The 12,455-nt window shown below is 71.0% G+C and carries 9 protein-coding genes; 3 read left to right on the top strand and 6 right to left on the bottom strand.

Annotated features, from left to right (window positions below):
* Positions 1–21: 21 nt before the first annotated feature.
* Positions 22–1,467, top strand: a complete 1,446-nt coding sequence (locus tag AB0I94_RS25915; RefSeq protein ID WP_363312047.1) for a citrate:proton symporter — start codon at positions 22–24, stop codon at positions 1,465–1,467.
* Positions 1,467–2,708, top strand: coding sequence for an MFS transporter (locus AB0I94_RS25910; protein WP_363312046.1), 1,242 nt, complete (start codon positions 1,467–1,469; stop codon positions 2,706–2,708). Before AB0I94_RS25915 ends, AB0I94_RS25910 begins: the two co-directional genes overlap by 1 nt.
* A 99-nt stretch (positions 2,709–2,807) precedes the next feature.
* On the opposite strand, the gene AB0I94_RS25905 is transcribed toward AB0I94_RS25910, so the two are convergent.
* The 6 genes from AB0I94_RS25905 to AB0I94_RS25880 form a co-directional block, all read right to left on the bottom strand.
* Positions 2,808–5,030 (bottom strand): glycoside hydrolase family 3 N-terminal domain-containing protein, encoded by a 2,223-nt coding sequence (locus AB0I94_RS25905; RefSeq protein ID WP_363312045.1) that lies wholly within the window; start codon positions 5,028–5,030, stop codon positions 2,808–2,810.
* 13 nt (positions 5,031–5,043) lie between these two features.
* Entirely contained in the window at positions 5,044–5,931 is an 888-nt protein-coding gene (locus AB0I94_RS25900) for a carbohydrate ABC transporter permease (protein WP_363312044.1), read from the bottom strand.
* Complete coding sequence (locus tag AB0I94_RS25895; RefSeq protein ID WP_363312043.1) at positions 5,928–6,830, bottom strand: sugar ABC transporter permease; 903 nt, start codon at positions 6,828–6,830, stop codon at positions 5,928–5,930. The genes AB0I94_RS25900 and AB0I94_RS25895 overlap by 4 nt, the downstream gene beginning before the upstream one ends.
* Positions 6,827–8,149: an extracellular solute-binding protein gene (locus tag AB0I94_RS25890; RefSeq protein WP_363312042.1), complete on the bottom strand. Its 1,323-nt coding sequence runs from the start codon at positions 8,147–8,149 to the stop codon at positions 6,827–6,829. The genes AB0I94_RS25895 and AB0I94_RS25890 overlap by 4 nt, the downstream gene beginning before the upstream one ends.
* A gap of 174 nt (positions 8,150–8,323) precedes the next feature.
* The gene (locus tag AB0I94_RS25885) at positions 8,324–9,337 is read right to left on the bottom strand and encodes a LacI family DNA-binding transcriptional regulator (RefSeq protein WP_363312041.1); all 1,014 of its coding nucleotides are present in this window, start codon (positions 9,335–9,337) and stop codon (positions 8,324–8,326) included.
* A 158-nt stretch (positions 9,338–9,495) separates the two neighbouring features.
* Positions 9,496–10,710 carry a S8 family peptidase gene (locus AB0I94_RS25880; protein WP_363312040.1) on the bottom strand — a complete coding sequence of 405 codons (1,215 nt, stop codon included), beginning with the start codon at positions 10,708–10,710 and terminating at the stop codon, positions 9,496–9,498.
* Between the two features lie 338 nt (positions 10,711–11,048).
* On the opposite strand from AB0I94_RS25880, the gene AB0I94_RS25875 reads away from it, so the two are divergent.
* On the top strand, positions 11,049–12,437 hold the full coding sequence (locus AB0I94_RS25875; RefSeq protein WP_363312039.1) for an aldehyde dehydrogenase family protein: 1,389 nt from the start codon (positions 11,049–11,051) through the stop codon (positions 12,435–12,437).
* The last annotated feature ends 18 nt before the right edge of the window (positions 12,438–12,455 follow it).

The raw sequence follows: 12,455 nt of genomic DNA, 5'->3' as shown, positions 1-12,455 counted from the left end.
GGTGAACGTTAGGTAGCCCCCATGCTGACAATCCTCGGATTCGTCATGATCGCCACCTTCCTGGTGCTGATCATGATGAAGAAGATGTCGCCGATCGCGGCACTGGTGCTGATCCCCGCGCTCTTCTGCGTGTTCGTAGGAAAGGGAGCCCATCTCGGGGACTACGTCCTCGAAGGCGTCGGGAATCTGGCGCCCACGGCGGCCATGCTCATGTTCGCCATCGTCTACTTCGGCGTCATGATCGACGTCGGCCTCTTCGACCCGATCGTCCGGGGCATCCTGCGCTTCTGCAAGGCGGACCCGGTGCGCATCGTGGTCGGCACCGCGCTGCTCGCCGCGATCGTCTCGCTCGACGGCGACGGATCGACGACCTTCATGATCACGGTCTCGGCGATGTATCCGCTCTACAAACGCCTCAAGATGAGCCTCGTCGTCATGACGGGCGTCGCGGCCACCGCCAACGGCGTCATGAACACCCTGCCCTGGGGCGGTCCGACGGCCCGCGCCGCGACCGCCCTCAAGGTCGACGCCGCCGACATCTTCGTGCCGATGATCCCGGCGCTCGCCATGGGCCTCGTGGCCGTCTTCCTCCTCTCCTACGCACTGGGCCTGCGGGAGCGCAAGCGGCTCGGCATGCTCTCCCTCGACGAGGTCCTGGAGAAGGAGACGGCGAGCGAGACGGTCCTGGTGGGTGCGGGTGGCGGCACCGGCGGGCGGACCTCGCTCGTCAAGAAGACCACCGGGGGAGCGGGCGCGGGAACGGACGCGGACCCCGCGGGTGAGGCCGACGAGGCCGACGAGGCCGGCGAGGAGGAGGACGACGGCTTCCAGGGGCTCGACCCGAACCGTTCCACCCTGCGCCCCAAGCTCTACTGGTTCAACGCCGGTCTCACCGTGGTGCTGCTCACCGCCATGATCATGGAGTGGCTGCCGATCCCGGTGCTCTTCCTGCTCGGCGCGGCGCTCGCCCTGACGGTCAACTTCCCGCACATGCCGGACCAGAAGGCCCGCATCGGCGCCCACGCGGAGAACGTCCTCAACGTCACCGGCATGGTCTTCGCGGCCGCCGTCTTCACCGGCGTCCTCCAGGGAACCGGCATGGTCGACAGCATGGCCAAGTGGCTCGTCGACGCGATCCCGGAGGGCATGGGCCCGCAGATGGGCCTGGTCACCGGCCTCCTGTCGCTGCCGCTCACCTACTTCATGTCGAACGACGGCTTCTACTTCGGTGTCCTGCCGGTCCTCGCCGAGGCGGGCCAGGCGCACGGCGTCGGCACGCTGGAGATCGCCCGCGCCTCGATCGCGGGACAGGCCCTGCACATGTCGAGCCCGCTGGTGCCCGCCGTGTACGTCCTCGTGGGCATGGCCAAGGTCGAGTTCGGCGACCACACCAAGTTCACCGTCAAATGGGCCGTGCTCACCTCGCTCGTCGTGCTCGGCTCCGGAATCCTCTTCGGCATCATCTGATGCCATCGACACCGGGCCGGGCCTGGTTGCTGCGCCTCGTCATCGCCTTCAGCTTCGCGCAGGGGGCGGTGTCGATGGCGCGTCCGGCCGTCTCCTACCGGGCTCTCTCGCTGGGCGCCGACGAGCGGGCGATCGGGGTCATCGCGGGTGTGTACGCCCTGCTCCCGCTCTTCGCCGCCGTGCCGCTCGGACGCAGGACGGACCACGGACGGTGTGCCCCGCTCCTGCCGATCGGCGTGGTCCTCATCGCCGGAGGGTGCGCGCTCAGCGGCACGGCGGGGACGCTCGGCGCGCTCGCCGCCTGGAGCGGCGTGATGGGCCTCGGCCACCTCTGCTTCGTGATCGGCGCCCAGTCGATCGTCGCCCGGCAGTCCGCCCCCGACGAACAGGACCGCAACTTCGGGCACTTCACGATAGGCGCCTCGCTCGGGCAGCTGATCGGACCGATCGCCGCGGGCTCCCTCATCGGCGGGGACATGGGGCGTACGAGCGCCCTCGCCCTGCTCGTGTCGGGAGCGGTCGCGGCGGTCGCGCTCACCTCGCTGTGGCGCATCGAGCACGTCCGTCCCGCCGACGGCTCGGCCGAGCGCGGCGACAAGGTCCCGGTGCTCGGCATTCTGCGCACCCGTGGCGTGCCCGCGGGGATCTTCATCAGCCTCGCGGTGCTCTCCGCGACGGACATCCTCACGGCCTACCTGCCGGTGGTCGGTGAGCACCGGGGCATCGCGCCCGCGACGGTCGGCGTGCTCCTCTCGCTGCGGGCCGCCGCGACGATCGCCTGTCGGCTCGTCATGACGCCGCTGATCAATCTGCTCGGCCGTACGGTGCTGATCGTCGTCACGTGTCTGCTGGCCGCGGTGCTGTGCGCGGGGGTCGCGCTGCCGGTGCCCGTGTGGGGGCTGGGGGTGATGCTGGTGCTGCTGGGGTTCTGTCTCGGGGTCGGGCAGCCGTTGTCGATGACGACTGTCGTGCAGGCCGCTCCGGAGGGGGCGCGGTCCACCGCGCTCGCGTTGCGGCTCACGGGGAACCGGCTGGGGCAGGTGGCCGCGCCCGCGGGGGCGGGTCTCATCGCCGGGGTGGCTGGGGTCGCGGCTCCGTTCGTGATGCTGGGCGGGCTGTTGCTGGTGGCTGCCGGGCTGGGGCTGAGGCGCAGCCCTGCGGGGCTTTCCCCGACCTCGCCCCTTCCAGGCACCGGGGGCGCCACCCCCAGACCCCCGCTGCTCAAACGCGGGAGGGGCTGAGGGGAGCTGAGGCGCGGGAGGGGCTGAGGGGCTGAGGCGCCGGAAGGCCCGAAAGGACCACAGGCGCCACAGGAGTCGAGGGGAGCAGGCACGCGACCCCTACTTCACCCGCATCTCGCACCTCAACCGCCGCTCGTGGCCCACGGTCCGCTCCGGGCCCGTCAGGGTCAGCGGCACCCGATGGTGGATCGCCGTGCTGGACGCGCCGAAACGGAGTTCCAGAGTCCCCGGGTCGACGATGCGGTGGCCCTCGGGGCCCGTGTACGCGGCGAGGTCGGCGTGGAACGTGGCCTCGACCTCCGCGGACTCACCCGGCGCCAACGGCACACGGGCGTAGCCGACGAGGCGGACCACGGGACGCGCCACCCGGCCCACGGGGTCGTGGAGGTAGAGCTGGACGACCTCGGCTCCCGAGTGACCGCCCGTGTTGGTCACCGTGACGCGCACCGTCACCTCGCCGTCCGTGGGCAGTTCCCCGGGGACGGGGGACACGTCCCAGGCGAACGTCGTGTACGACAGGCCGTGGCCGAAAGGGAACAGCGGCGTCGGGTCGAGGGAACTCGCCTCCCCGCGGTGACCGAGCGGGGGAGCCAGGTACGTCCAGGGCTGGCCCGTCGGCTCGCGGGGCACGCTGACCGGCAGCCGCCCCGACGGATTGACCCGGCCCGACAGCACGCCCGCGACCGCGCCGCCGCCCTCCTCGCCGGGGAAGAACGCCTGCACCACCCCGGCGAGGCGGTCCGCCCAGCGCCCGAGCGCGTAGGGGCGGCCGGTGAGGAGGACCAGGACCGCGGGGGTCCCCGAGGCGAGGGCGCCGTCCAGCAAGTCGCCCTGATCGTCCGGCAGTTCCAGGTCCGCCGCGTCACACCCCTCGCCCGACGTGCCCCTCCCGAAAAGCCCGGACCGGTCCCCGGCCACGACCACGCAGACGTCCGCGTCGGCCGGATCCGCCACGAACACCGCCTCCGGGAGCTCCGCGCGCAGCGCCTGGAGCAGCGTCGGCACGGCGAGGCCCATCGGCAACTCCGGGTGCTCCACGCCCACATGGCGCGGGAAGGTGTAGCAGCCGAGCATCGCCGCCGGGTCGTCGGCGAGCGGGCCCACCACGGCGATCCGCGCGTCGTGCGCCAGCGGAAGCGCCCCGTCGGCGTTGGCGAGCAGGATGACCGACTCCTCGGCCAACTCGCGGGCGAGCAGCCGCATATGAGGCGGGTCGAGGTCCACGGGCGACGCAGCGGCCGGCCCCGGCGTCCAGTCCGGGTCGAGGAGCCCCAGTTCGCACTTCTGGGTCAGTACGCGCAGGGCCGCCCGGTCCACCGCGTCCTGCGGGGCGGCGGCCCCCGCCCCGAAGCACCGCACCGCCGGAAGCTCGACGTCCACGCCCGCCGTCAGGGCGAGCGCGGCGGCCCCCGCCCTGGAGCCCGTGACCCCGTGGGCCGACTCCAGGAAGGACACCCCGAAGTAGTCCGAGACGACGGTCCCGGTGAACCCCCAGTCTTCGCGCAGGAGGTGGGTGAGCAGCGCCTGGTGGGCGTGGGCCGGGAGCCCGTCCAGGTCGTTGTACGCGGGCATCACCGAGCGCGCGCCCCCTTCACGTACCGCCATCTCGAAGGGCGGCAGGATGACGTCCGCCAGTTCGCGCGGGCCGATGGACACGGGGGCGTGATTGCGGGCCCCGCGCGATGCCCCGTAGCCCGCGAAGTGCTTGAGCGTGGCGATGATCCCTGCCGACTGGAGGCCTTGGACGTAGGCCGTGCCGATGGTCGCCACCAGGTAGGGATCCTCGCCGATGGACTCCTCCGTGCGGCCCCAGCGAGGATCTCGTACGACGTCCAGGACCGGGGCGAGCCCTTGGTGGACGCCGACCGCGCGCATCGACTCGCCGATGGCTGCCGCCATCCGGCCCACGAGCTCGGGGTCGAAGGAGGCGCCCCAGGCGAGCGGTGTGGGGAAGACGGCCGCCTGCCAGGCGGTGAAACCGGTGAGGCACTCCTCGTGCGCGACGGCGGGCAGGGCGAAGCGGTTCGCGGCGCGGACGCGCTCCTGGAGGGCGGCGAGCCGGGCGGCGCCCTCGGCGGGCTCCACGGGGGCCGTGCCGAAGGGGCGCGTCACCTGGCCGAGCCCGTGGGGGAGCAGTGCTTCCAGGTCGACGCGTTCGGCGACCTCGTGCTGGAGCGGCGCCACATCGCCGCTCTCCTGGGCGTCCGAGCCGGGCCAGACGCTGTAGAGCTGGGCGAGTCTCTCCTGTGCCGTCATCCGGGCGAGCAGGTCCGCGGCCCGCTCGGACGCGGGCAGCGTGGTGTCCTGCCAGGGGTGGACCATGAAACTCCTCAAGTCAGCGGCCGCCCGCGCCCATCAGACCGTCGACCAGCTGACGGCGGGCGAAGAGATACACGGCGAAGATGGGCACGATGGACAGGACCACGGCGGCGAGCAGCGCCGGCACGTCGACGCGGAACTCGCCGACGTAGTCGTAGAGCCCGAGGGTGAGCACCCGGGACTCGGGGGACTGGGTGAGGATCAGCGGGAAGAGGAAGCCGTTCCAGGCCTGCAGGGCGGTGTAGACGGCCGCCGTGGAGATGCCCCCGCGGGACATCGGCACGACCAGGCGCAGCAGGATGCGGGCGGGCCCGGCACCGTCGAGAGCCATCGACTCGTACAGCTCCTCGTCGATGTCGCGCATGGAACCGGCGAGGATCAACACGCTCACGGGCAGCGCGAACGCGGCCGTCGGCAGGATCACCGCAAGCAGCGAGTCGTACAGCTGCAACTTCGTGATCAGCAGGAACACCGGGATGATCACGGCCTGGGCGGGAATCGCGAGGCCGAGCAGGAACATCTGGAAGAGGCGCTGGGCGCCCCGGCCCCGCGCACGCACCACCGCGTAGCCGACACACACGCCGAGCACCAGGACGATCGCCACACAGGCGACCGTGACCACCGCGGTGTTGAGGAGATAGGTGAAGAAGCTGCTGTCCAGGACGCGGCGGTAGTTGTCGAGGGTCGGATCGGTGGGGACGGAGAGCGCGCCGCGGTCGAAGTAGGCGTCGCGCGACTGGAGGGTCGTGGCGAGCAGGACGTACAGCGGCAGCGCGATGATCACCAGCCAGACGAGCGAGGCTGCTCCGGCCGGGAGATTGGGGCGAGTGCGCCGCCGACGGCGGGTCTTGCGCGGCGGACGTACCGGGGCATGGGTACCCGGCCGCTCGATGGTGCTGGTCACAGGCCCTCCCGCGTGGAGCGCATCGCCGCGAAGCCGGTGAGCCGTACGAGCAGCAGGGAGATGCCCGTCGCGACCACGACGAGCGCCGTGGCGATGGCGCTCGCGTAGCCCATGTCGCGGGAGACGAAGCCGCTCTCGTACATCCAGTAGGGGACGATCGTGGTGTCCGTGCCGGGGCCGCCCTCGGTGAGGATCAGCACGGTGTCGAAGAAGGTCAGGGCGCCGACCACCATCAGGACGGACGAGGTGATGATGGTGTTGCGCAGCTGCGGCAGCGTGATGTGGAAGAACTGCCGCACCGTGCCCGCCCCGTCGATCGACGCCGCGTCGTAGAGGGAGCGCGGGATCTGCCGGGCCCCGCCCTGGTAGAGCAGGGTGTGGAACGGGATGAACTGCCAGGCCGCCACGAAGAGCACTGCGCCGAACGCCCCGCGCGAGGAGCCGAGTACGTCGCCGTCCGCGAAGCCGATCCACGGCCCGATGTCGGCGATCAGGCCGAAGTTGGGGTCCAGAAGAGTCTTCCAGAGCAGCGCGAGCGCCACCGACGAGGCGAGCAGCGGCAGGAAGAAGACGGCGCTCAGCACGGCGCGGTTCTTCTGCCGGCCGGCCGCCCAGACGCCGAGCAGCAGCGCGATCGGCGTCTGGACGAGCCAGGTCAGCGCGGTGAGCAGCAGACTCAGGACCACCGCCCCGCGCATCGTGGAGTCCTCCCACAGCCGGCGCCAGTTGCCGGTGCCGCTGAAGGCGGGCAGGCCGCCGAGTCCGTCCCAGTCGGTGAAGGAGAGATAGCCGACGAGGAGGAGCGGGCCGAGCGCGAAGCAGAGGAAGAACAGGGCGCCGGGCGCCGCCCACAGCAGACCGGGACGGCCCACGCGGCTGCCGGCGGGGGCCGGGCTCACTTCACCCGCCGCATCGCGTCGGCGAAGCCCTTCGGGCTCAGGTCGCCGTTGAAGAGCTTCTGCAGGTTGTTGGTGAGCGGTGCGGTGAACTTGGCGGGCAGGGCCTGGTCCCACGAGAGCGTGAAGGAGGGGGCCTCGCGCACCATGTCGTACTGATACGCGGCGTACTCGGGGCTTTCGTGCGCGGCGAGCTGCTTCTTCGCGTCCGCGGTCGCCGGCACGTCTCCATTGGCGACGAGGTCCTTGGAGTAGGCCTCCTGGGAGGCGAACTTCAGGAACTCCACTGCCGCGTCCCGCCGTTCGCCCTTCTTCACCCGGGCGTTGACCGACCAGTAGTTGGTGGGGTTGCCGACGACGTCCTTGGGGTCGCCCTTGCCGCCGGGCACCGCGGGGAACGAGGTCCAGCCGAGGCCCGACTCGGCGAACTTCTTCTGGTTGGCCTGCTGGTTGGCGTACTCCCAGCTGCCCATCAGGTGCATGGCGGCCTTGCCGCGGGCGAACAGGGTGGACGCGCCGTCCGCCGTGTAGTTGACGGACTTGTAGTTCGTGCCGAACGCCCCGCGGTCGACCAGGTCACGGATCATCTCGCCCGCCTCGATCATGGCGGGGTCGCTCCAGGCGGAGGCGTCGCCGTCCATGATCTTCTGGAAGACTCCGGGGCCGCCGATCCGGTCGAGGAGGTACTCCAGCCACATCAGTTCGGTCCACGGGTCGGCGCCCGCGAGTGCGAACGGTGTGACGTCCCGCTCCTTGAAGGTGTCGATCAGGTCGAGCATGTCGTTCCAGGAGGCGGGGGGTTCGGCGCCCGCCTCGCGGAAGACCTTCTTGTTGTAGAAGAGGATCACCGGCTGCATGCCGCGCATCGGAACGCCGTAGTACGTCCCGTCGATGCGGCCCGCGTCCAGGATCGAGGGGATGAACGCCTTCTTCAGCGCGGGGTCCTTCTTCATGTACGGGCCGAGGTCGACGAGCATGTCCTTGGCCGCGAAGTCGCTGATGGAGCCGCCGCCCCAGTTGAAGAAGATGTCGGGGGCGTTGCCGGTGCCCATCGAGGTGCGCATCTTGTCCTGGTAGCCCTCGCCGGGGATCTCGACGAGTTTCACCTTGACGTCCGAGGTCTTGTTGAAGCGGTCGACGACCTTGCGCTGAACGGCCGCCGACGGGTCGCCGTAGACCCAGGCCTCCAGCGCGGCGCCACCACCGCCCCCGCTGTCCTGGGGCCCGCCGCTGCCGCAGGCGGTCAGGCCGGTGGCGGCGAGTGTCAGGGCCGCGGTGGCCAGGGCCGTACGTATGCGTCGGCGCAGGGGAGGGGTAGGCATCGCAGCGCACCTTCCGGAAGAGTTCCGAAAACTATCGGTCGATGCGCACGGAAGTTACGGGCGACGCCCGGGCATGTCAACGCTCCTGGCAGGAAAGGGAGTTCGGGGACGCTCGGGACGAGATCGGGAGGCCGGTCGGGAGGCCGACCGGGTGGCAGATCGTCTGAGGGGCGTTCAGGTGCGCGCCGCGGTGCTCGCCCGCACCACCAGCTCCGTGGCCAGCTCGACGCGGGGCGACGCGGGCTCCTCGCCGAGCGCGAGCCGCAGTACCGTACGGGCCGCCAGCTTGCCCATGTCGGACAGCGGCTGGCGCACGGTCGTCAGGGGCGGTGCCGACCAGCTGACCTCCGGCAGATCGTCGAAGCCCACCACGCTGAGGTCCTCGGGAACCCGCAGGCCGCGCCGCCGCAGGGCCTCGATCGCGCCGAGAGCCATCTGATCGCTGGCGGCGAAGAGCGCGGTCGGCGGCTCGGCGAGGCCGAGGAGCGTCCCCGCCCCGGCGAACCCGGACGCGTGGTAGAAGTCGCCCGGCACGATCAGCGCGTCGTCGACGGGCACATCCGCGCCCTCCAGCGCGGCCCGGTAGCCGTCGAGCCTGGCCCGCGAGCACAGGAGCCTCGGCGGTCCGGCGATGAAGCCGATCCTGCGGTGGCCCAGGGAGAGCAGATGTTCGGTCGCGGCCATCCCGCCCGCCCAGTTGGTGGCGCCGACGGTCGGTGCGTCCAGGGCGGGTGAACCTGCCGGGTCGATCACGACGAGCGGCACGCCGAGCCGGCGCAGCTCGTCGTGGAGCGTCGGTTCCAGGACGGAGGTCACCAGGATCACGCCGTCCGACGCGCGGGCCCGCAGGTTCTTCATCCACTGGCGGGCCGAGCCGAAGGCGCCGTGGATCGCGGAGACGACCGTGCCCGCGCCGGCCGCGTGTGCCACTTCCTCCACCCCGCGGATGATCTCCACGGCCCAGGGGCTGTCGAGGTCGTTGAAGACCAGGTCGACGAGGGCGGCGCGGCTGCCGGGCGCGCTCGGCCGCCGTTCGTAGCCGTGCTCGCGCAGCAGGTCCTCGATGCGCGCGCGGGTCTCCTCCGAGACGTCGGACCGGCCGTTGACCACCCGCGACACCGTCGGCACCGAGACGCCCGCCTGCCTGGCTATCTCCGTGATGGTCACCTTGCTCCTTGACCGGCTCACTTCCCACCTCCGTCGAAAACCTTGCAGAAGCCTTCCGGAACACCGGAGTTGAGGTGAAGCCTAGAGGAGAGGACCGCCGGACGAGCCGGCGTACGGAAGTTCCCCGGAGGCGCCGGCTGCCTCCGGGGAACGGGTGCTGCTCAGTAAAGACCTGTTGGCTACGGGACGATCTTCAGCAGCCTGTTCGGCGAGCCGCTGCCCGGGCTCGTGACCTTGCCCGTCGTGGCGCCGTTCACCAGTGCCGACGAGACCTGGGCCGGCGTGGCCGAGGAGTGGCCCGCCAGGTAGACGGCCGCGGCACCCGCGACATGGGGAGTGGCCATCGACGTACCGGAGATGGTGTTCGTGGCCGTGTCGCCGGTGTGCCAGCCCGCCTTGATCGAGACGCCCGGCGCGAAGATGTCCAGGACCGAGCCGTAGTTGGACCAGCTGGCCTTGGCGTCCGTGTTGCTGGTGGCGCCCACGGTGATGGCCGCCGGGACCCGCGCCGGGGACGACGAGGAGGCGTTGACGCCCTCGTTGCCCGCGGCGACGGCGTAGCTGACGCCGTCGGCGATCGAGTTCTTCACCGCGTTGTCCAGTGAGGTGGACGCGCCGCCGCCGAGCGACATGTTGGCCACGGCGGGGGCGCCCGCCGCGTGGTTGCTCGTCACCCAGTCGATGCCCGCGATGACTCCGGCGGTCGTGCCGGAGCCATTGTTGTCGAGCACGCGGACGGCCACGATCTTGGCCTTCTTGGCGACGCCGTACGTCTTGCCCGCGATGGTGGTGGCCACGTGCGTGCCGTGGCCGTTGCCGTCCTGGGCGGTGTTGTCGCGGTCGACCGCGTCGTAGCCGTTCACCGCGCGCCCGCTGATCTCGGAGTGCGTGATGCGTACACCCGTGTCGATCACGTACGCGGTGACACCCGAGCCCGCGGTGTCCGGATAGGTGTAGCTGCCGGAGAGCGGCAGGCTCGTCTGGTCGATGCGGTCCAGGCCCCAGGGGGCGTTGGTCTGGGTCGCGTCGGCCCGGACCGTGCGGTTCTGCTCGACCGAGGCGACGGCGGGGTCGGCGGCGAGGCGTCTCGCCTCCGCCGCGCTCAGCTCGACCGTGTATCCGTCGAGCGCGGCCTTGAAGGTCTTCTTCACCGACCCGCCGTACTCGGATATCAGGCCCTTGCCCTGGGTGGAGGCGGCCTTGAAGCCCGAGTTCTTCTTCAGCGTGACGATGTAGCTGTCCTTGACGGCGTCGGCGGAACCGGCCCCGATCACGGTGCCCTCGGCGGGAGCGGCCTGGGCCGGAAGGGCGGTGACCGCACCGAACAGAGTGGCGGCGGTGGCGGTCGAGATCGCCGCGGCGATCACAGTCTTCTTGCTACGCAGAATTGCCATTACGAGGGAGTCCTCCTCATTGGCGGCGCGCGTCCTGGGTCGGGCGGCGCAACTGTGGGGGCGCGTGCGTGATCGCACACACAGCCGGGAGCGGTGCGTTCCGCTCACGGCGCGGTCAGCAGAATGTCGGCTCTACAGGCGTAGATCAAGAGAGTTGACGCTTTGACATGTGTATGTCACATGCACGAAATCGAATTTCGGGGGACCGTCCGGGGGGTAGGCCCCGAGCCGGGGGAAATGTCCCTGGCTCCGGCCCCTCCTCCGGCGCCCCTGGTGGAGAAAAACTATCAGCGCTAGTTTGGGGTGGACGAGGTGCGGACGACCAACCGAGGAGAGCGATGAAGGCCCACGACGGCATGTACATCGGCGGCGCCTGGCGGCCCGCCGTCGGCACGGACACGATCACGGTCCTGAACCCGGCCGACGAGCAGCCGATCGGCCAGGTCCCCGCCGGCACGGCCGAGGACATCGACGCGGCGGTACGCGCCGCCCGCGATGCCTTCCCCGCCTGGGCGGCGACCCCGCCCGCCGAGCGCGGCGCGCTCATCGGCGCGCTCCGCGACCAGCTGGTCGCCCGCAAGGACGAGATCGCCGAGACGGTGACGGCGGAGCTGGGCTCCCCGCTCCCGTTCTCGCAGATGGTGCACGCGGGCGTACCGATCCTGGTCTCCGGTTCGTATGCCGAGCTCGCCGCGACGTACGCCTTCGAGGAGAAGATCGGCAACTCCACGGTCTACCTGGAGCCGGTCGGAGTGGTCGGCGCGATCACGCCCTGGAACTACCCCCTGCACCAGATCGTCAACAAGGTCGCCCCCGCGCTCGCCGCGGGCTGCACGGTGGTCCTGAAGCCCGCCGAGGACACACCGCTCACCGCCCAGCTCTTCGCCGAGGCCGTGCACGAGGCGGGCATCCCCGCCGGTGTCTTCAACCTGGTCACCGGGCTCGGCCCGGTCGCGGGCCAGGCGCTCGCCGAGCACGAGGACGTCGACCTGGTCTCCTTCACCGGCTCGACGGCGGTCGGCAAGCAGATCGGCGCCACCGCGGGCGCCGCGGTCAAGCGCGTCGCCCTGGAGCTCGGCGGCAAGTCCGCCAACGTCATCCTGCCCAGCGCCGACCTGGCCAAGGCGGTCAACGTGGGCGTCGCCAACGTCATGTCCAACTCGGGCCAGACGTGCAGCGCGTGGACCCGCATGCTGGTGGACTCGGAGCGGTACGACGAGGCGGTGGCCCTCGCGTCCGCCGCCGCGGTCAAGTACGGCTCGCGTATCGGCCCCGTCGTCAACGCCAAGCAGCAGGCGCGCGTGCGGGGTTACATCGACAAGGGCGTCGAGGAAGGCGCGCGCGTGGTGGCCGGCGGTTCCGAAGCGCCGCGCGAGCAGGGGTACTACGTCCAGCCCACGGTCTTCGCCGACGTCACCCCGGAGATGACCATCGCCCAGGAGGAGATCTTCGGTCCCGTCGTCTCGATCATCAGGTACGAGGACGAGGACGACGCCCTGCGCATCGCCAACGGCACCGTGTACGGCCTCGCGGGCGCGGTCTGGGCGGCGGACGACGCGGAGGCGGTCGCCTTCGCCCGGCGCATGGACACGGGACAGGTCGACATCAACGGCGGCAGCTTCAACCCCCTTGCCCCCTTCGGCGGTTACAAGCAGTCGGGGGTGGGCCGCGAGCTGGGCCCGCACGGTCTCGCCGAGTACCTCCAGACGAAGTCCCTCCAGTTCTGATCCCTTCACCACCCGCCT

The sequence above is a fragment of the Streptomyces sp. NPDC050147 genome (genome assembly GCF_040660195.1).
GTDB lineage: Bacteria > Actinomycetota > Actinomycetes > Streptomycetales > Streptomycetaceae > Streptomyces.
This window is presented reverse-complemented; position numbering and strand designations above follow the sequence as displayed.

Bases quoted from the DNA above. Each gene is read 5' to 3' on its own strand.
- AB0I94_RS25890 (WP_363312042.1), bottom strand. From the start codon at position 8,149: ATGCCTACCCCTCCCCTGCGCCGACGCATACGTACGGCCCTGGCCACC.
- AB0I94_RS25915 (WP_363312047.1), top strand. From the start codon at position 22: ATGCTGACAATCCTCGGATTCGTCATGATCGCCACCTTCCTGGTGCTG.
- AB0I94_RS25880 (WP_363312040.1), bottom strand. From the start codon at position 10,710: ATGGCAATTCTGCGTAGCAAGAAGACTGTGATCGCCGCGGCGATCTCG.
- AB0I94_RS25910 (WP_363312046.1), top strand. From the start codon at position 1,467: ATGCCATCGACACCGGGCCGGGCCTGGTTGCTGCGCCTCGTCATCGCC.
- AB0I94_RS25875 (WP_363312039.1), top strand. From the start codon at position 11,049: ATGAAGGCCCACGACGGCATGTACATCGGCGGCGCCTGGCGGCCCGCC.
- AB0I94_RS25905 (WP_363312045.1), bottom strand. From the start codon at position 5,030: ATGGTCCACCCCTGGCAGGACACCACGCTGCCCGCGTCCGAGCGGGCC.